The organism is Paenibacillus sp. AD87 (assembly GCF_001659845.1).
In the GTDB taxonomy this organism is placed as follows: domain Bacteria; phylum Bacillota; class Bacilli; order Paenibacillales; family Paenibacillaceae; genus Paenibacillus; species Paenibacillus marchantiae.
On the sequence record NZ_LXQN01000007.1, the window covers coordinates 4,571,684 to 4,590,325 of the forward strand.

Here is an 18,642-nt window from a genome sequence, read left to right on the forward strand (position 1 = left end):
TGAACGCGCAGTCCTTCAGGGCATAACGGGCCCATCCGGCGAAGGTTACAGGCCGTTCGGGCCTTCTCCTCCGCAGCTCGCGAGGTAGGAATAACGAAACAGCAACAGAAACCTTGCACTAAGTGGTTTCCTCTCTGTAGAAGCTGGCTGACGTAATTATGTCCTCGTTGATCGCTGTTATCATTTTGATCACCATAGTGTATTTACAAGAAGTTGTCAACCACACTATTGCCAGCTTCACGTTAAAATGAATTGCTGGGCGATGGCTGACATGGCCGTGCGTTCCCTGTAATATAGAGAAATAGAAACCATGTATTAATTGATAAAGGAGTTTGTCCTATGCCATATATTATTTACGATCTTGAATTCACGGTAAGTCGCAATACACGTTACTCTTCTGAAATTATAGATATCGGTGCCGTGAAAGTAACGGAAGGTGAGAACGGCCTGTTCGTGTCGGATACGTTCCACACTTATGTTCGTCCATCCAATAAATCGGTGCTGTCCGCCGATACGATTCAGTTTACGGGTATTACGCAGAAAGACATTGACGCAGCCCCTCTTTTTCCGGAAGCACTGAATCAATTTACTGCCTGGATGGGAAGTGAATCCTATTACATGTGCTCCTGGGGACCGGATGACCGCACCAAACTGATCTCTCATTGTCGCACTCATCAGCTCGATGTAGCCTGGATCACCAACCACAATGATCTTCAGCAGCAATGGTCGCGTACAGTGCGCAAAGAAGGAAAATTCCGTCAGCTTGGCCTCGCTCAGGCTCTTGAACTGTGCGGTATTGAATTCGATGGTACCCAGCACCGCGCTTTGGATGATGCGATTAATACAGCCAAAGTATTCATGCATCAATTTGATCAATTCAAACTGGAAACCAATTGCGCCGCAGATGATGAGGGCATCACATCCAAAGTGGTCTATTCCAGCAGTGTAGAAGATGACGAGAAAGATTCCCCTTTTGGTAACCTTGCACACCTGTTCAAGACCAAAGAGTAATTGCATACAACGCATGTTGAACAAAGCCAGACCAGCCATGATCTGCATTTACGTTCAGTTGTAGATCTCTCTCCAACGTTCCAGACGTTCTTTCATCAAAAGACGGTATTTCTCAGGCTCCAGAATTTCGGCATCGGGTCCATATTGAGACAACCAGGTTAGAAACCCTTGTTCATCACTCAGTATGGCCTCAAATAACAGCGTACCCTCCGGTTCGATCGTCAAGATGGGGCGTGCAAAAAACTGCTCCTGCATCACACGCTCCACGGCGTGCGGCGAGAATCTGATCTTGAATGCAGTCCACTCCGTACTGCCGCTAAGTTCTTGTGGCGTGCGGAAGTGAGATTGTAAAAGGTAATCATCTTTGCGGAACGTGCGTGGCAAAATCCGAACACTGTGCAAACGATTCACTTGAAATATTCTAAGTCTTTCTGACAGGTGACAATATGCCAACAGATCAAATCGGTATTCACGAGGAATAAGACAGTAGGGATCCATTCGCGCAATCCCCTTTTTACCTTGAAACAGATATTCTCCTTCAATAGTGTTCTGGGAAATTCCGGCCTGAAGCAAGGTCACCAGGGAATGATTCAGAAGTTCGGTACTTTCATTTTGCCAAGCAGATGTACCCACTTTGAACAACCCGCTAATTTGCTCAGACCATTCCACTCGCTCTGTTTTGTTCTTCTGACTCGAAGCAACCACTTTCTCATACGCGCTCTCAAAAGCAGGCTTCAGCAACGGACGAATATTCTCCATGACTTCTGCCAGGTGCATAAAGGCTTGAGCTTCTTCATCAGACCAATTCAGCGGATACATGGCAAAATGGCTGATAAACATGTATCCTCTCCCGTGTCCCATATTGGCGATGGGGATATGCATTGCACTGAGGGCCTCCATGTCGCGGTATATCGTCCTTTCCGTTGTTTCGCACCGCTCGGCAAGCTCACGGGCCAGAATACCCGGTTTGGCCTGCACAAGAGTTATAATGCGCATTAATCGGATCAGTCGGTCTGTCATTTTGCCGGACCCTCCACGATGTTGTTTCAATAAATTCGATACAACTCCATCCATTTTTTTATTATTATGTTGTTTAGTACATTCGACTTATTCCTTGACTTCACCTTCAAAAAATTATGTAGAAACATTCCTTTCCGCCCCATCTTCCCTAGTTCTTTATCCCTATTCACCTAACATCGTTTTTCCGCGATTATGAACCATGGAATTAAAAGTAATCCCGTAATGGTGCCGAAGTTTCTCCAATATTTCGGCTTCCTCATAATAATCTAGATCCTGTTTGCGAGCCGCTTCAATTAACAAAGCATCTGCATGACGACGCAGCATATCACTGCCCTCTTGTGTACGGCCTCTTTCATAAGCACGCAAAGCTTGTTTAATCAGAGGAACTGTTTCGTTTAATTTGATTGTCTTCTCTACCTTGGGATCTTCCGGCTGACGCAGCATGCCCAGATGACTTGTATACTGAATATACAACTGTTCTCTGCGCAGCAGCACTCTCTGGCTTTGTTTCAACTTTCGCGTACTCCAATAAGCTGAACATACGGCACTTTTTCCCGATACACGAGGTCCCATGGCGAATTCGAGTAAGATTTGTTTACTCTCTCCCTTGTATACATCTCCAAGTCTTAAAACCCAACCGATATCCGTTTCTTTGGAACGACAGCCGTAGATGCCCTTGAGCTGAATTCCAAATTCCGGTTTGAGCAAAAGTTCCAAGTCTCGCGACACAATTTTGGGTGCTATTTTCCTGAGTCTTTTGGCAGGGGCTCCGTTACGCCACTCCACCATCATATATACGGGGTCGGCTCCCCCTGTCGGTATGGCCTCTCTATTCCACGAATAAGATACTTCAAAGACTGAGTTCACTGGTAGTCTCTCCCCCGATTTATATGTATTATCTTCTAAGTTATCAGGGTAAATGGACACTATATTGTCACGGAACATATGTTCGCAGGAAATTTTTCCATAATATTAGTTTCTCATCCCTAAATCCGCGTAATTACGACAATAAACGACGAAAAAGCTTGGCAGTATGCCAAGCTTTTAGACCACTTTTATATGACAAGTCCTAACTTAAATCGTAGATGGATTGATTCCCATTTTGTGTAAACTTTGTACAGAATCAGGTTCTGTGATTGGCGCATAAGTAATACTGTCGATAATCAATTCACGCCCGATCGGCTCACCATTTACAGTGATCATAATCGTTTTGGTTGTTGCAGCTTGTTTAGTTGTGTACATACGTTTCTACCCCTTCGTATTCACGATCTTCATAAAAATCGGATATATTGTTTTCTCTCATTAAATTACAAATTTCGTTATTATGAATAGCAGGCACCCGGAACTGAAGTAAAAGAATGAGATCAAGACCGTCCGAAGTGCTGCCCTGTCCTTCTATTACCCCGGCGCCCTAGAAATTAAACAGCTGTCCACATGTATTGATTTATTCTCATATAGGGTAATTAAAACTACATCATCTTGAACCCATTGTCCCGGTTTTGACGTATAATGTAAGAGCCGTATTTCAACAAATGACGACGAAATCGGCAAACGATTATGTAACCGAAAGAAGGTGTCATTCATGCCAAAACCCATTCAGGGTTATTTCATTCGGGTGTTATTCACCACATGTGTATTGTTTACTGTTTCTTTGACTTCAACAGTCAGTGCAGCAAATGCCAATATATTCTCCGATATCTATAGTGGATGGGAACGAGTCTCCGAGCTTCCTGGAGAAGTGAACGCCTTGCAGGAAAGCTATAAACAGACGCTGGAGCAGTTAAATCAGACCTCTGCCCAATTGGGACAAGCCCAGGCAAATGTCGAAGCATTCAAGGCCCAGAACGAGTTGCTGCTGGCACAAAACGAAAAACTGACCGACATGGTGAGCAAGCTGCAAAATGATCAGGATGCCAAAACGGCAACTGCCAAACGCATTCAAACGATGATTATCACTGCCGTTTCACTCATATTGGGATACTTTATTCTGATTCGGGTGATGCGCTGGGGAATGCGTCGCCGTTCAGGCCGAGTATAAAAGAACAGGAGCAACCGCATGCACATACACCTGAATAATGCCGAAGCTGGCGGAGCCGGACAAGTGGTCACGTTTTCGTTGATCCAGGACGACCGCCTGCATATTCTCCACCCCCAGCAAATTGTCGCTTTTCGCGGCCCAAGCAGCAGTCGCAATGATAAATTTATGAATATTTCGGGTATCTATCGCAAAAAAAAGCTCATCAAATCCGAAATTACCGGTCCTTGTCAATTTGTGGCCGCCCTGCCTCCTGGATTCACCATGAAAGAAGTTGAACTGAGCGAGAACAGTGATCTGCTGTATGACTTTCGCCACCTTTTTTTCTACTCTGACGGTGTCACGATGCATACCAAAATTCAGAAAATCAAAAACATGCTCATCACTCGGGATGCCGTAAAAATGAAGTTTTCGGGCAAAGGCAAAATTGGATTGCTGACACAAGGTCAGGTCTGCCAGCAGGAACTGCACCCTACTGCGCCACTATACGTGGATGCAGGCAGTATTATCGCCTATCCTGAGAACGCGCAGCTGGAACTTACCGTATACGGGAACAACCTTGCCAGCCAGCATATGAACTACCATTGGAAGATGACAGGACATGGCTCTGTACTCTTTCAGGCTGGCCGTGAAAATCATCGACTGGAACAGGATATGAACGATGAAGGCTTATTTAAGCGAATTCTGAAGGAAGTCATCCCTTTTGGAAATGTGTTAATCAAATAAATTCAGGTGACGTTAGGCTCGGGTATAACTGGGTTCTTATGTAAAGCATGCTCACCGTATCGGAAATGTGATATACTGTACCGGACAATTGAAGAAGAAAATCCATGCCTATGGCATGGGAGAGGTTCGCGAACTCCCTCTATAAGACTCGACCTTCATTAAGGTCAATAAGTCTTGCGTACATTTTAGGTAACAACGTACGTAAAAAACTAAGGACACTAGATCGTGCTTGCTTTTTTGAAGCAGCCTATGAGAAGGTGTGTTTTTTGATGGATGCCAGTTCATGAACTTCTCTGTTCTTCCGACACTCTGTGCCTATGTGCATGGATTGATCTTAAGAAGATGGAGAGGTTTTTTTATGTTGAACGAAGAAAAAGCAGTCGTTGTATTTAGCGGCGGTCAGGACAGTACAACTTGTTTGTTCTGGGCCAAACAGCAATTTGCTGAGGTTGAGGTAGTTACCTTCGATTACGGCCAGCGCCACAAGCTGGAGATTGAATGCGCCGCAGAGATCGCTCGCGATCTGGGTGTACAGCAAACGGTACTGGACATGAGTTTGTTAAACCAACTCGCGCCCAATGCACTCACCCGTACGGATGTGGAGATTACGCATGAAGAAGGCGAACTGCCGAGTACATTCGTCGATGGACGGAATCTGTTATTCCTCAGTTTTGCGGCCATTATGGCGAAGCAAAAAGGGGCTCGTCACCTTGTCACAGGTGTATGCGAAACGGATTTCAGCGGTTACCCGGATTGTCGGGATTCGTTTGTGAAATCGATGAATGTTACGTTGAATCTGTCCATGGACTACCCGTTTGTCATTCACACCCCACTGATGTGGCTGGACAAAGCCCAGACGTGGAAAATGGCGGATGAGCTCGGTGCATTTGATTATGTGCGGGAGCGCACACTGACCTGTTATAACGGGATTATCGGCGATGGCTGCGGAGAATGTCCTGCCTGCAAACTGCGCAAAGCCGGACTGGATCGCTATCTGGAGCAACGCAGTGATTCTGCTACTGTTGGAACTGCGGGAGCGGACGTACGATGAGAGAACCGGGAACATTTCGTATTGTGGAACGGTTGCAGCGGATTGGAGAAGATATCCTCCCTGCACAGCTTCGCTATCATCGCAAACGTGTGCTTGTCAGCAAGGAGTTTACGTTTGACGCTGCGCATCATCTGCATTGTTATGAAGGCAAGTGCAAGAATTTGCACGGGCATACGTATAAAGTTGTTTTTGGCATTAGCGGTTATCCGGGTGAGACCGGGTTGACGGTTGATTTTGGACATATCAAGGATATATGGAAAACACAAATTGAAGGGTATCTGGATCATCAGTATTTGAACGAAACCCTTCCCCTCATGAACACAACAGCTGAAAATATGGTCGTCTGGTTGTTCGAGCAGATGGAACACGCCTTGCAAACCGAACCGTATGCCGCACTGACCGAAGGTGGGCGAACAGAGTTTGTCCGCTTATACGAGACACCGACCAGTTACGCCGAGGCCAGACGGGAGTGGATGATCGATGAGTAGTGTGGAACTTAGCAAAGAGACTCGTATTCCTGTGATGGAGATCTTTGGCCCTACAGTTCAAGGTGAAGGCATGGTTATTGGGCAGAAAACGATGTTCGTCCGCACCGCGGGCTGCGATTATCGCTGTTCCTGGTGTGACTCGGCCTTTACTTGGGACGGCAGTGGCAAGGATCTTATCCGGATGATTACGCCGGAGGACGTGTGGGAGGAATTGCGCCGCGTTGGCGGCTCACGCTTCTCCCATGTGACCATCTCAGGCGGCAACCCCGCCCTGCTCGCTTCGTTGGGCGGATTGGTTAAGCTGCTTCGGGAGAACGGCATCCGCACCGCGGTAGAAACGCAGGGCTCCCGTTGGCAGCCTTGGCTAGCGGACATTGACGAAGTCACCGTCTCGCCCAAGCCTCCCAGCTCAGGCATGAACACCGACTGGGCTGTGCTCGATGATCTGATCCACCAACTGGCTGCTCGTCCGGTGGAACGAAGCCACAGTCTGAAAATCGTAATTTTCGATGAAACAGACTTGGACTTTGCCCGCCATGTGCATGCACGGTATCCGGGCACGGATTTATTTTTGCAGACCGGGAACCCGGATGTCACTTCTGCTGATACCCCAGATCTGGCGTCTTCGCTGCTTGCTTGCTATGAGTGGCTGATTGATCAAGTTAGTGCTTCCGATGATCTGAACGACGTTCGTGTGCTGCCACAGCTGCATACCCTTGTGTGGGGCAACAAACGCGGCGTCTGATGGGCTATTTGGATGGAATAATGGGCGGCATGATGTAATTTTGGGAACAACCAGAGGCTAAGATGGCCTATCATATATACCGGTAAGCTTCGTGCATCGCCGGAAATAAGGAGCGTTTACGAATCCATGAGACAACCTGATGAAATGCAAGATTTAACGTTGCTGGGTAACCAGGGCGTAAAATATACGTTTGAATATGATCCGGGAATTCTGGAGAATTTCGATAACAAACACCCGTACCGGGATTATTTTGTCAAATTCAACTGCCCGGAGTTCACCAGCCTGTGCCCCATCACGGGTCAGCCGGACTTTGCAACGATCTATATCAGCTACATTCCCGATGTGAAAATGGTGGAGAGCAAGTCACTTAAGCTGTACCTGTTCAGCTTCCGCAACCATGGTGATTTCCACGAGGATTGTGTGAACATCATCATGAACGACCTGATTAAACTGCTGGATCCACGTTTCATTGAAGTGTGGGGTAAATTCACGCCGCGCGGCGGCATTTCCATCGATCCGTACACCAACTACGGTAAACCGGGGACGAAGTATGAGCAAATGGCCGAGCACCGCATGATGAACCATGATATGTATCCAGAGACGATAGATAATCGTTAATTTTGGCAGATACATTTTATAAAATAAAATCATAGAGCAAACAAAAGCCGAACTCTTCTATCTGAAGAAGTTCGGCTTTTGTTCGTTTTGTATGCTATGGAACGTGAGCGTTTGCAATATTCGTATGGATAGGACTAGCATTCAAGGGTTATGATCTTCCTTCAGTTCTTTCACTTTTTTGATGTAATGTTTCAGCATAAGTACACCAATAGACTGAACAACCACAAAAAATCCGATAGCAAAGTACAGAGACGTCGATGCAACATATATAGTCAAAAAAGTCATGACTGCCATAAATAGAATGGTCATAGCCAAATTACGTTTGGCAAGAACATATGGTGATAGCGATTTCATATTGATCAGTCCTTTATAATTTCTGAAGTACCACATTATATACACCAATATCGATCAACTCGTCGTACGTTCTTTCATCCCCAGTATCAATAATCTGTGCTGTCCTACCGTTAATATTTGCAGTGACGATATACCTTTCTGATCTAAGACCAAGCAAGCCTTGCGAATATACTTCAACTTGCGTCAAATGTTTTTTAGCATCCATTTGGCCAACAATTGAATCTACTATTACACCAGACGCGGAATATAACAATGTTCTAAATAAAGCTGTCACCTTACCTTTGGTTGCAAAAATATCTATAATCGATGCAATGGTAGATACAACTGTCCCTGCTGAAATATTCAATCGATAAACTTTCGTATCAACAAGTGACTGCTTCTGATATATTGAACCATACTGATTCCAAGCTGTATTATATTTTGTCCTCACAAAATTGTATCCTGGGGATGCATTTAAAGCAAATTCTGTCATTGAATCAATTGTATTCCCATCTTCATTAGAATCTGATCTTAATCGCTCTTCCAAAGGAATTTCTTGCTCAGGTATCTCTTTAACCAGGTCACTTGCTTTTTGTTCTATTACATCACCATTTGCCATTGTAGTTACTACTTTATCTTCAGCTTTATTATAAGTTGCTTCAGAAAAAAACTTATTATCAACATAATGCTCTACAGTACGAATATTACCTTCTTCAGTAATTTTCAGTTCAACATCCAGACCCGTTTCTTTTTCTTCATAAGATGTACTATACTCTACCCTATTACCATTTTCAGAAACATTATATCGAATTTCATCATCCTGAAAACTCATAATTTTTTCAGCATAAACATTTGCAGAAAATGACGATAACGTGGATAACAACATGACAGAAGAAACAGCAACCGCTATTTTTTTCATAAAACCTCCTATTTACCTCTTGTATTTTTCGTCGGAATGCCAATACAGAATATCCGATCGCAAATACGATGTTACACGAAATAAACCCTATATTAAACAAATAAACCATAAAAGGTACTATATAACTATAAATAATTATTAATTAGAAATTGTAACACCGCCTTATAAGACCTTTGCCTCTGTAAAAATTCATATAAGAATTTTTCACATTTTTATAATTATAAATTAAGATCCTGCAGCATTTTCTTTCTATAATTTAAGTACTTCAGAAATTCAGTAACTTTTGTGTAGTCCCCTACTTTTCCAATCCACATTTCATAAGTTTTCGTGAAATCTATTAATCTTTAGTAGAGTTCTAATAGTAGATTTTTTAAAGAATATAAATAGTTTACATTATAAAGAGAACGTTAATTTCACCTGTTCCCCTTGTCGACCTTTCAAATCTGTCCTATTATGTAACAATATGCTTAGGCACATCACATCATCAGGCGCTGATCCCTCGTGACCGCGACCAAAGGAGAACTGTTCATGTCCATGCAAAAATCATTATCCAAAGACGCCGCTGCGCGTTCGAAAGCTCCACCCGGATTGGATGCTCAAGGTACCGTTTACCGGATCTTAATTGCCATTAGTCTGGTTCATTTGTTCAACGATTCGATCCAATCTGTCATTCCAGCTATTTTTCCAATTCTGAAAGACTCCATGCATCTTACATATACGCAGATCGGATGGATTTCGTTCGCTATTAACTTTACTGCGTCCATCATGCAGCCGGTTGTAGGCTATTTTGCTGATAAAAAACCGACGCCCTCCATTCTGCCCATCGGTATGGGCTTTACGTTTACCGGTATGCTATTGCTTGCCTTCGCCGACAGTTATACGGCTGTCCTGATCTCTGTCATCTTTGTTGGGCTCGGTTCGGCGGCGTTCCATCCGGAGGGTTCACGGGTATCCCATATGGCCGCAGGGCCTCGTCGGGGTCTGGCTCAGTCAATCTTCCAGGTGGGAGGTAACGCCGGTCAATCTCTGGCTCCATTGCTCACCAGATGGATTTTCATTCCATTTGGGTTGTTCGGTGCTATTGGATTCACAGGCATTGCAGCTGCGGGAATCGCGGTTCAAATCTATATCGCTCGCTGGTATGGACGCATGCTGCAATCGGGAGGGTATTTGCGTAGACAGGCGGCAGCCCGTCGTGCTCCCAATCCGGCATTACGTAAAAAGATTGCTGCTGCCATAACCATTTTGATTCTGCTCGTCTTTGTCCGTTCGTGGTATGTCGCTTCGATCGGGAGCTTCTATGCGTTTAACCTGAAGGATACATTCAACTTGTCCACAGAGGACGCACAGATCTATATCTTCTTGTTCCTGGCGGCTGGGGCTCTTGGTACGTTCTTCGGTGGTCCACTGGCGGATCGCTTCGGTAAACGCAACATGATCTTTCTGTCAATGGCTGGAGCCGCTCCACTGGCGCTGCTGCTGCCTTACGCGAATCTGTTCTGGACAGCCGTGCTGCTGACCATTATTGGTTTCATCATGTTATCCAGCTTCTCGGTGACCGTTGTGTATGCACAGATGCTGATTCCGGGCAAAATCGGAACCGTCTCCGGCCTGATTACTGGCCTGGCATTTGGTATGGGCGGTCTGGGCGCTCTCGTGCTGGGGAACTGGATCGACGTGTTCGGCGTATCTCCAGTCATGCAAATGTGCAGCTTCCTGCCACTGATCGGAATCTTCACCTTCCTGCTTCCATCTGATAAGTTGCTGAACCGTTGGGCGGAAGAGAACGGTAGCGAAGAATAACAGATCCTATATAATCTAAGCTCCAATATACAATGAAACAAAAGTACGCTGTTAAGACAGCCTAATGAAAAGTAACGTCAGATGGTTAACCAAGCTGGAATTAACGCCAGCATATGCAAATGGGATGAAGCCTGTACCTTTAGGGCTTCATCCCATTTTTGTTTTGTTAGCGTAGGATCAGAGCCAAGTATCTGTCATCCCATTGCCAATTTTGGTGATGGACATCATTGTGAAAGGCGCTGAAGTATTAGCCGTTTTTTGTACAACATTTTTCCTGCTTCGGCAACATCACGAATCGTATTTTTGTTGCTCACCGAACCGAATACCATACCCGCAATCGGAATGAGCTGGAACAGCTTTTTCCATCCAAACGATTCACTGTAAGAATTAAAAACCTCCCGCCAGCCCTGCATTTGAGAGATAACCTCAACCTGCTTGTCCGGATTATCGTAATCGGCGAGTTCATCAATTATTGCTTTTTTGCCCACAATATCAGCAGAGGAGAATTGCAGACATTTGACGATAAATATGCGCTCTTGAGGTTCGTCAGGATCATATCCATAGCATAACGCCATCTCCTGCAGCACCTTCAGGGAAAGCCCCATTACCATCGGTATATCCGCCGCAATCGTTACAATGCCACCGATACCTGTTGCGGCCCCTTGTGCAGCAGCAAACCTCGTTCGACTGTCCGTAATGTCATCAGCAGTGCGATCCAATACTTCAAGCGGTAAACCTTCCACACTGTGGATTTTCGTCGTATCTTTTGCCTCTCCATCCTGTTCATCGTAAGAGCTATCGGCCTTCATGGAATAACCGGATTTGGTCGCTTCCTCTCGGAGCAGCTCAGCTACCTTCTTTTTCTGAACGAGAAATTTCCCACCATTCTGCACATATTGACCGACTTCGTTCAGCGAGTCTCCAATCTTCTGTTTCAGCGCTTTGGGCATAACTTTATCCAGCATGGCAAATGGCAAACGTCCAATTTTGTCCCAAATAAACAAGTCCTTCTGCCCTTTTTCCCATTTTAAAATCTGTTCCAGCTCCCGGTCCAATGTCTCGCGTGAATCCATATATGGCCTCCTAATATTATGTGTATAGTGAATTGTATACTCCTCATACGCAGAGGTTAGAGGATGGTTGCTTCTATGTAAGTCTGTGGTATTCATCTTCATGCCTTCATACACAATGTTTGCATAAATAAGAACCCTTAATCAGCGTCATTCGCTAACTAAGGGCTCTTTTGATCCAGAACTTCAATTATTATTTAGCTTCAGCCGCAGCCTTCCCATCTGGAACAGGGACTCCAAAGTCAGGCGTGCCATCTTCATTCCAGCGAATTACCTGCGCGCGGGCGTGACGGTTTGGATCATAGAGAGGATCTCCCTCGATGTCCTTGTAGTTTCGTGCGTGATAGATCAGAATATCTGTTTTGCCGTCCGGTGATACCGTAAAGCTGTTGTGACCCGGACCATATTGACCATTCGCTTCACACGTCTGGAATACCGGCTTAGGTGATTTTACCCAGCTCGCTGGATCAAGCAAGTCGGCATCTTCATCTGCGGTGAGCAAACCCATACAATAATTATAGTCGGTCGCACTCGCTGAGTAGCCAATGAAAATCCGCCCATTGCGATGTAGCACTGCTGCCCCTTCGTTTACCTTGAAGCCGATGATCTCCCAATCATATTCCGGTGTAGAAATCATGACCTGCTCACCACGGAGAGTCCACGGATTTTCCATTTCGGCAATGTACAGGTTGGAGTTTCCCGGAATGTCCGGGGCCTTTTGCGCCCATACCAAATAACGGGTACCTTTGTGTTCAAACGTCGTTGCATCCAAGGCAAACGTCTCCCAACGCGTCCGAATCTGTCCCTTCTCTACCCACGCGCCTTCGAGCGGGTTGGCCGAGTCATTTTCCAGCACATACATGCGGTGGTCGAAAAGGCCCTCATTGGTTTCGCTGGTATGGGCTGCAGCGTAATGTATGTACCATTTTCCATCGATAAAATGAATTTCAGGTGCCCAAATGTTGGCACTCATCGGTCCTGTATCATGTTTGTGCCACGCCGTTACCGGCTCGGCATCTCTCAACTCTTCCAGGGTTTGTGCACGCCGAATCTCAATCCGGTCAAAGGCTGGCACCGAAGCTGAGAAATAATAGTACCCGTCTGTGTGACGGTACACCCACGGATCAGCTCGCTGCTCCAGGATGGGATTGGTAAATGTAATGGAATCAGTCATGGGAATGCTCCCCTTTCAAATGTGTGTGTATGGCTCGGAGTGAAGATTTGAAAACAGCTGATGGATAAAGTGCAAAAACTATTTTGCTGGTGCACCGCGGACGCTTCGGGGGTGGCAGGGCCTTGTCGCTCTCTTGTCCTCCGATTTCTTTTTCCCCACCGCTCTTGGCGGTTGAAATCGGATGCCAAAGTCGCTCCTTCGGCTCCTTCCTCCCCCTACACTGCTTGTGCACCTTAAAAGCAATAGCTTCGCTTCCACGCTCGCTGAACTAAATCCAACTCCGAGCCATCGGTGTGGCTCTGTATCTATGGGGTCGCGCTTCGCTCGGGCGACTCTCCCCACTAAATGCATGGCTGGCCTTTTTTCTCGGGCCAGCTCTTGGTGCACCGCGGACGCTCCGGGGGTGGCAGGGCCTTGTCGCTCTCTTGTCCTCCGATTTCTTTTTCCCACCGCTCTTGGCGGTTGAAATCGGATGCCAAAGTCGCTCCTTCGGCTCCTTCCTCCCCCTTCGCTGCTTGTGCACCTTAAAAGCAACAGCTTCGCTCTAACCACGCTCGCTGGAATCAAATCTAACTCCGAGCCATCAGTGTGGCTCTGTATCTATGGGGTCGCCCGCTTCGCTCAGGCGACTCTCCCTACTAAATGTAAGGCTGGCCGTACTTTCTCGGCCAGCTCCAATTCCAAACTTCGAGCCATATCTGCGGCTCTCTATTTCTCCGCTGCGCTAATCTGCTTGCCCCAGACGGCAATTCCGCGGTCGCTCAGGCCGGTAACTACAAGGGCTGGCTGGCTTCGCTCCCAGTCCCAGGATGGGAGCAACTTCAGCTCCTCTGTGGAAGCTCCGCCCCACGGGCTTTCTTTCCACTCCAGCGTCAGTGTTTGTTTGCCGTCAAACGTCCATTTGCCTGAACCGTTTTCGCTTTTCAATTTGCCGTTGGCTTGCAAGGTGTAAGGTACTGCCTGCACCTGTCCGTCCACCGACGGGTCAACAGCTAGGCCTTCCCACTCCCCGGCGATCATCGACTTCGGAATGTCCTGTGCGTACTCACCTGCATAACGTTCCGGTGACACAACAGGCCAGCCGTCCTTGGTCCACAGCATTTTACGTACATGCAGATACGGCCAGTTTTTATCCGTCTCGCCTCTCGCATGATGCACGATATAATAATTGTTGCCATCCTTAAGGACGGAGTTATGTCCAGGTGCAACCCAGCCCTCACCTTTGGTGAAGCGATAGCCACCCAGAATTTTGGTTCCGACTTCGTATTGAGGCAGATGCTCTGTATCCAGCATGTTCATGCCCTTTACATCCGTGTAGGGGCCTGTAATCGAATTAGCACGGGCTACACGCACGTTATAATCTTCGAATAAAGAATCATACGAGACGAATAAATAATACTTTTTGAACTCCGGGTTATACACAATATATGGCCCCTCCACCGCACCTTCTTCCGTAGCACGATCACGGGCGGCAATGCGTGTACCATACCCCTCTTCCTTGAACTTTCCGGTTTCCGGATCGAGAGGTGCAATGTATATCCCGTCAAAAAAGGAACCGTAGACCATCCACGAATTGCCTTCGGCATCCAATACCGGATTGGCATCGATGGCATTTAACTTATCCTTTTCGTTCTCAGATGTTTTAACAACCAACCCTTCATCTGTCCAAGGACCCTCTGGGGACGAGGATGTCTGCAAACCAATAGCCGAACGCGTACTACCAAAAGATGAAGCCGAATAATACATCCGGTAGGTGTCACCAACCTGAATCACATCCGGTGCCCACAGATTTACTGCCCCAGTCCAATCGAGGGCTTCCTTCGGAATACCCGGCAAAGCCTGACCTACCCATGACCAGTTGATCAGATCATCCGATTTGCGTACCATGACGCCGGGTTTCGCTTCTCCTGCTACACGAACATCGGTCGAATAAACGTAATATCCCTGATCTGTTTTGATAATGGCCGGATCATGCGCATTGTTCACCGTCCAACGGGATTCGTCGTCCAGAATGGAGGTGTCATACAATTGGGTATCTTGGGGAGCCTCAGGAAAGACCGGCGGGGACACCGCTTCCCCTGCTCCTTCTCCAGAACAGCCTGTAGCCCCAACCAACAACAGCAGCAACATCGAAGCAACAACTCCTTTTCCTGAATTCGTCCACCCGCGGAATGTTCTCCGCAGATTCATCCTTTCACTCCAGAGATTGCTACCGATTCAATAATCTGTTTCTGGAAGATCAGGAAGATGATCAATACCGGCAACAGCGCAACAATGGACGCTGCCATAATCAGCGGGTAATCCGTCTGGATCGCATACGTGGCATTGAAGTTTGCTATAACGAGCTGCAAGGTCTGTTTTTCAGGTGAATTCAGATAAATAATTGGTGCTAGATAATCGTTCCAGATGCCCATGAACCAGAGAATCAGTTGAGCTGCAATCGCTGGTTTAATGAGCGGAAACGTAATGCTCGAGTACAGTCGGAAATAGGAGCTGCCATCAATTTTCGCTGCTTCAATAATGGCATCAGGCACACTAAGCAGGTATTGACGAAGGAAGAAGATCATGACGACGTTACCAAATAATCCTGGAACAATAAGCGGCAGCAGTGTGTCCACCCAGCCCAGCTTCGAGAACATGATGAATTGCGGAATCATGACTGTCGGATACGGAATCATCATCGATGCGAGCAAAGCTAGAAACAGTTTGTTTTTATGCGGAAATCTCAATTTGGCAAAAGCAAAGGCAGCGATACTTGACGTAAACGTCCCGACAACGGTAACACTGACCGCCACGATCAAGCTGTTTTTGACCCCGCTGAGTAACGGACCTGCTTCCCAAATTTCCTTATACTTTCCGAATTGGAACACTTCAGGTATCCACACGGGCGGAAGCGCGAACACATCCTGCTTCTCCTTCACGGAAGTGGACAACATCCAGATCAGTGGTGCAATCATCGCAATAGCACCAAGCGCCAAAACGATAAAAATGATAGAGTTTGTTAATTTCCTCTTTTGACTGTAAGACATCTCCGGTTCACTCCTTTCCTAGACCATTAATCCCCATCATAGGCTGATTTTTCGTTCATTTTGAATTGCACCAAGGTAATGACAAAAATGAAAATACCAAGAATCATGGCCATCGCAGAGGCATAACCCATTTGCAGGTTACTGAATGCTTTCTGCCAGATGTAGAAGACAATGGATGCGGAAGAATATTCAGGACCACCCGTCGGGGTCATAATGTTCATTTCAGTGAAGATTTGGGAACCACCAATGATATTCGTAACAACGAGGAAAAAGGTAACCGGCTTCACCATTGGCCAGGTGATGTTGCGGAAGATCTGGAACCCGTTTGCTCCATCCAACTCAGCCGCTTCGTAATATGTACGTGATACACTTTGCAGTGCAGCCAGATACAATAACATCGTATAACCTAGACCTTTCCACACCGTCATAATAATCAGGGCCGGTTTAACTGTGTCTTTGTTTGCGAGCCAGTTAGGGCCTTCAATACCGAATAGATCAAGGAATTGGTTCACTAATCCGTAATCCCCGTTGTACGCCCAGTTCCACATGATGGACACCGCTGCGAGGGAAGAAATGACCGGAATATAATAGATTACACGGAACGTCGTTGTGCCGGGGATTTTACGATTCAGACCCATCGCCAGCAGCAATGCGAGCAACAAACCAATCGGGATACCCAGCATCAGATAAAAGGTGTTGAACATCGCTTTGTAAAACAAATCATCCGTGAGCAAATCCTTAAAATTGGCTAAACCGATAAAGTTCATCTGTCCCAAGCCATCCCAATCCGTAAACGAACCGTACAAGGAATAAAGGAAAGGGAACAGAACAAAGATCAGCAAACCAAGAACCGGAGGCAAAATAAACAAATATCCGTACAGCCTCTCTTTGCGATACAAACTAGATTTTGTAATCACTGCGCTCACCCCTGTTTCTAATATCAGCATGTTGCATGAATCGATGTATGCCTGCCTGCTTGCTTGATCAATTCATGCAACATGCCCGTATGGAATCCAAAATGATGCCAGCAGCGTAATAGCAGGCTGCTGGCACCGGCTTTTTTTGAAAACGGAATCTACTACTCTATCCATTTGGCGTAGGCTGATTCTCTCTAGAACCTATGTTTCAATCTTTCCAGCCAAATTTTTTCAGCATTTTATAAAATACTTATTTCTGAGATTTCTTCTCTTGTTCTACTGCTTTGTCTAACAGCTTTTGCATTTTCGGCTGCTGCTGTTTCACATAGTCTGCGGCTGTAATTTTGCCATCCAATACCGGCTGAATGTCAGTGAAGAACAGGTCATACCATTCCGCATTGTACGTGTAGTTCCCTGGAAGAGAACGGCCATAATCTTCTACGATATCAATGAATTCCTGTTTATTGGCTGGTTTCGTTGAAGTATCTTTGGCCCATTCGTCAGCCATGTCGAGAAGATTCGGAATTTGCACTTTGGCATCAACCAACTGCTGCATGCCTTCTTTGGAAGCTGTGAGGTAATTCACCAACTCTGCGGCTTCTTCTGGATGTTTCGTTTTGGCCGATACTCCGATACCCAGTGAACCGATCCACGTTGCGGATTTACCCGTAGAGCCCGCAGGGAAAGGCAGCAAATCATATTCGAAAGGCAGTTTCTCGAATGTACTCATATCCCATGGACCTACTGGGAAGAAAGCCATTTCTCCTTTCATCCAGCGTTGGTACGTATCCAATGTTTGCGCTTCCTCAATAGAAGGCGTGATTTTGTATTTATTTTGCATGTCCGCAAAGAACTGCAGTGCTTCCGCGAATTTCGGATCATCAATGGTTACCTTTGTTTTGCTATCATCCAACCAGTCTGCACCATTGCTCCATACGAAGGACTGCAGCGCCCATTGTACGTTGAAGCCTGTACCAAATACGTCCGGTTTACCGTCTCCATTCGTATCCTTGGTCGCTTGTTGGTTGACCTTGATGAATTCTTCCCATGTGTAAGGCTTGTCCTTATCAGGGAATGGGATGCCCTCTTTTTCAAATAATGTCTTGTTATAACCGAGTGCAAACGGACCCAGATCTTTCGGCATTCCGTAGATATCGCCCTGACCTGCCATTTTGCCATCATAGCGATACAAGTCCAAACCATATTTCCAGATGTTATTCAGATCTACATCAGCATTATTTTCAACGTAAGGTGTCAGATTCATCAACACATTGCTGTTCACATAGGCTTTTATATCGCCAGGGTTAAAATAGAACACGTCCGGCAAGCTGTTGCCTGTAATGGCAGCTCTCAATTTGGTTGCATATTGATCCGCAGCTGTTACGATAATTTTGACTTTGACACCCGGATGCTCTTCTTCAAATTTCTTAACAACGGCTTGATATGCCTTCTGTTCATCCGTGCCGCCCCGGAACATAAATGTCAATTCCTTGTCCCCGCTTGATCCGCTGCTTCCTCCGCAACCTGCAAACACAAGTGCACTTACCAGCATTAGAAGCATAAGTGTGACTAAACTCTTTTTCTTTACCATCTGAACCCCTCCTGATCTGGATTTGTAACCGTATTCAATTAGGTGAAATAAGATTTCTGTTGTTAAATTTATCAAATCCAGATCACTTTAGTCAATACTTTATTAAAACATT

Annotated in this window: 19 protein-coding genes; 8 read left to right on the forward strand and 11 right to left on the reverse strand. The window is 46.1% G+C overall.

Annotated features, from left to right (window positions below; all coding sequences use genetic code 11):
• Nucleotides 1–339: 339 nt before the first annotated feature.
• Complete coding sequence (locus gpAD87_RS20230; protein ID WP_064640200.1) at nucleotides 340–1,011, forward strand: 3'-5' exonuclease; 672 nt, start codon at nucleotides 340–342, stop codon at nucleotides 1,009–1,011.
• A gap of 54 nt (nucleotides 1,012–1,065) precedes the next feature.
• On the opposite strand, the gene gpAD87_RS20235 is transcribed toward gpAD87_RS20230, so the two are convergent.
• The 3 genes from gpAD87_RS20235 to gpAD87_RS32250 form a co-directional block, all read right to left on the reverse strand.
• Entirely contained in the window at nucleotides 1,066–2,061 is a 996-nt protein-coding gene (locus gpAD87_RS20235) for a helix-turn-helix transcriptional regulator (protein WP_231952682.1), read from the reverse strand.
• A 132-nt stretch (nucleotides 2,062–2,193) separates the two neighbouring features.
• A complete protein-coding gene (locus gpAD87_RS20240; RefSeq protein WP_139295681.1) occupies nucleotides 2,194–2,898 on the reverse strand; it encodes a hypothetical protein in 705 nt (234 codons plus the stop codon).
• Between the two features lie 207 nt (nucleotides 2,899–3,105).
• Complete coding sequence (locus tag gpAD87_RS32250) at nucleotides 3,106–3,273, reverse strand: hypothetical protein (protein ID WP_177031176.1); 168 nt, start codon at nucleotides 3,271–3,273, stop codon at nucleotides 3,106–3,108.
• 340 nt (nucleotides 3,274–3,613) lie between these two features.
• Here gpAD87_RS32250 and gpAD87_RS20245 point away from each other — a divergent pair, with 340 nt between their 5' ends.
• The 6 genes from gpAD87_RS20245 to queF all read left to right on the forward strand — a co-directional run bounded on the left by gpAD87_RS20245 (nucleotide 3,614) and on the right by queF (nucleotide 7,694).
• Nucleotides 3,614–4,069 carry a hypothetical protein gene (locus gpAD87_RS20245; protein ID WP_024632428.1) on the forward strand — a complete coding sequence of 152 codons (456 nt, stop codon included), beginning with the start codon at nucleotides 3,614–3,616 and terminating at the stop codon, nucleotides 4,067–4,069.
• Nucleotides 4,070–4,087: 18 nt separating this feature from the next.
• Nucleotides 4,088–4,792: an AIM24 family protein gene (locus tag gpAD87_RS20250; RefSeq protein WP_063564567.1), complete on the forward strand. Its 705-nt coding sequence runs from the start codon at nucleotides 4,088–4,090 to the stop codon at nucleotides 4,790–4,792.
• A gap of 361 nt (nucleotides 4,793–5,153) precedes the next feature.
• Nucleotides 5,154–5,843 (forward strand): 7-cyano-7-deazaguanine synthase QueC, encoded by a 690-nt coding sequence (gene queC, locus gpAD87_RS20255; protein WP_064641068.1) that lies wholly within the window; start codon nucleotides 5,154–5,156, stop codon nucleotides 5,841–5,843.
• Nucleotides 5,840–6,331, forward strand: coding sequence for a 6-carboxytetrahydropterin synthase QueD (gene queD, locus gpAD87_RS20260; RefSeq protein ID WP_064640203.1), 492 nt, complete (start codon nucleotides 5,840–5,842; stop codon nucleotides 6,329–6,331). The genes queC and queD overlap by 4 nt, the downstream gene beginning before the upstream one ends.
• A complete protein-coding gene (queE, locus tag gpAD87_RS20265) occupies nucleotides 6,324–7,076 on the forward strand; it encodes a 7-carboxy-7-deazaguanine synthase QueE (RefSeq protein ID WP_064640205.1) in 753 nt (250 codons plus the stop codon). The genes queD and queE overlap by 8 nt, the downstream gene beginning before the upstream one ends.
• A gap of 126 nt (nucleotides 7,077–7,202) precedes the next feature.
• Nucleotides 7,203–7,694, forward strand: coding sequence for a preQ(1) synthase (gene queF, locus gpAD87_RS20270; protein ID WP_064640207.1), 492 nt, complete (start codon nucleotides 7,203–7,205; stop codon nucleotides 7,692–7,694).
• Between the two features lie 141 nt (nucleotides 7,695–7,835).
• On the opposite strand, the gene gpAD87_RS20275 is transcribed toward queF, so the two are convergent.
• Together gpAD87_RS20275 and gpAD87_RS20280 are read right to left on the reverse strand one after the other, a co-directional pair.
• On the reverse strand, nucleotides 7,836–8,048 hold the full coding sequence (locus gpAD87_RS20275) for a hypothetical protein (RefSeq protein WP_111620545.1): 213 nt from the start codon (nucleotides 8,046–8,048) through the stop codon (nucleotides 7,836–7,838).
• Nucleotides 8,049–8,061: 13 nt separating this feature from the next.
• Nucleotides 8,062–8,946, reverse strand: a complete 885-nt coding sequence (locus gpAD87_RS20280) for a hypothetical protein (RefSeq protein WP_064640210.1) — start codon at nucleotides 8,944–8,946, stop codon at nucleotides 8,062–8,064.
• A 534-nt stretch (nucleotides 8,947–9,480) separates the two neighbouring features.
• On the opposite strand from gpAD87_RS20280, the gene gpAD87_RS20285 reads away from it, so the two are divergent.
• On the forward strand, nucleotides 9,481–10,749 hold the full coding sequence (locus tag gpAD87_RS20285; protein WP_064641070.1) for an MFS transporter: 1,269 nt from the start codon (nucleotides 9,481–9,483) through the stop codon (nucleotides 10,747–10,749).
• 224 nt (nucleotides 10,750–10,973) lie between these two features.
• Here the strand turns inward: gpAD87_RS20285 and gpAD87_RS20290 are convergent, their stop codons facing one another.
• The 6 genes from gpAD87_RS20290 to gpAD87_RS20315 form a co-directional block, all read right to left on the reverse strand.
• A complete protein-coding gene (locus gpAD87_RS20290) occupies nucleotides 10,974–11,822 on the reverse strand; it encodes an EcsC family protein (protein WP_064640212.1) in 849 nt (282 codons plus the stop codon).
• Nucleotides 11,823–12,012: 190 nt separating this feature from the next.
• The gene (locus gpAD87_RS20295; protein ID WP_064640214.1) at nucleotides 12,013–12,993 is read right to left on the reverse strand and encodes a glycoside hydrolase family 43 protein; all 981 of its coding nucleotides are present in this window, start codon (nucleotides 12,991–12,993) and stop codon (nucleotides 12,013–12,015) included.
• A gap of 708 nt (nucleotides 12,994–13,701) precedes the next feature.
• Nucleotides 13,702–15,123, reverse strand: a complete 1,422-nt coding sequence (locus gpAD87_RS20300) for an arabinan endo-1,5-alpha-L-arabinosidase (RefSeq protein WP_064641072.1) — start codon at nucleotides 15,121–15,123, stop codon at nucleotides 13,702–13,704.
• A gap of 56 nt (nucleotides 15,124–15,179) precedes the next feature.
• Complete coding sequence (locus gpAD87_RS20305; RefSeq protein WP_063564576.1) at nucleotides 15,180–16,022, reverse strand: carbohydrate ABC transporter permease; 843 nt, start codon at nucleotides 16,020–16,022, stop codon at nucleotides 15,180–15,182.
• Nucleotides 16,023–16,048: 26 nt separating this feature from the next.
• Nucleotides 16,049–16,939: a carbohydrate ABC transporter permease gene (locus gpAD87_RS20310; protein WP_062324023.1), complete on the reverse strand. Its 891-nt coding sequence runs from the start codon at nucleotides 16,937–16,939 to the stop codon at nucleotides 16,049–16,051.
• 250 nt (nucleotides 16,940–17,189) lie between these two features.
• A complete protein-coding gene (locus tag gpAD87_RS20315; RefSeq protein WP_063564577.1) occupies nucleotides 17,190–18,530 on the reverse strand; it encodes an ABC transporter substrate-binding protein in 1,341 nt (446 codons plus the stop codon).
• Nucleotides 18,531–18,642 lie beyond the last annotated feature (112 nt).

What these genes read in the sequence shown, in the direction of transcription:
- gpAD87_RS20315 (WP_063564577.1), bottom strand. Translation starts at nt 18,530, where the DNA reads ATGGTAAAGAAAAAGAGTTTAGTCACACTTATGCTTCTAATGCTGGTA.
- gpAD87_RS20275 (WP_111620545.1), bottom strand. Translation starts at nt 8,048, where the DNA reads ATGAAATCGCTATCACCATATGTTCTTGCCAAACGTAATTTGGCTATG.
- queF (WP_064640207.1), top strand. Translation starts at nt 7,203, where the DNA reads ATGAGACAACCTGATGAAATGCAAGATTTAACGTTGCTGGGTAACCAG.
- gpAD87_RS20280 (WP_064640210.1), bottom strand. Translation starts at nt 8,946, where the DNA reads ATGAAAAAAATAGCGGTTGCTGTTTCTTCTGTCATGTTGTTATCCACG.
- gpAD87_RS20245 (WP_024632428.1), top strand. Translation starts at nt 3,614, where the DNA reads ATGCCAAAACCCATTCAGGGTTATTTCATTCGGGTGTTATTCACCACA.
- gpAD87_RS20230 (WP_064640200.1), top strand. Translation starts at nt 340, where the DNA reads ATGCCATATATTATTTACGATCTTGAATTCACGGTAAGTCGCAATACA.
- queE (WP_064640205.1), top strand. Translation starts at nt 6,324, where the DNA reads ATGAGTAGTGTGGAACTTAGCAAAGAGACTCGTATTCCTGTGATGGAG.
- gpAD87_RS20295 (WP_064640214.1), bottom strand. Translation starts at nt 12,993, where the DNA reads ATGACTGATTCCATTACATTTACCAATCCCATCCTGGAGCAGCGAGCT.
- queD (WP_064640203.1), top strand. Translation starts at nt 5,840, where the DNA reads ATGAGAGAACCGGGAACATTTCGTATTGTGGAACGGTTGCAGCGGATT.
- gpAD87_RS20290 (WP_064640212.1), bottom strand. Translation starts at nt 11,822, where the DNA reads ATGGATTCACGCGAGACATTGGACCGGGAGCTGGAACAGATTTTAAAA.
- gpAD87_RS20285 (WP_064641070.1), top strand. Translation starts at nt 9,481, where the DNA reads ATGCAAAAATCATTATCCAAAGACGCCGCTGCGCGTTCGAAAGCTCCA.
- gpAD87_RS20305 (WP_063564576.1), bottom strand. Translation starts at nt 16,022, where the DNA reads ATGTCTTACAGTCAAAAGAGGAAATTAACAAACTCTATCATTTTTATC.
- gpAD87_RS32250 (WP_177031176.1), bottom strand. Translation starts at nt 3,273, where the DNA reads ATGTACACAACTAAACAAGCTGCAACAACCAAAACGATTATGATCACT.
- gpAD87_RS20250 (WP_063564567.1), top strand. Translation starts at nt 4,088, where the DNA reads ATGCACATACACCTGAATAATGCCGAAGCTGGCGGAGCCGGACAAGTG.
- gpAD87_RS20300 (WP_064641072.1), bottom strand. Translation starts at nt 15,123, where the DNA reads ATGTTGCTGCTGTTGTTGGTTGGGGCTACAGGCTGTTCTGGAGAAGGA.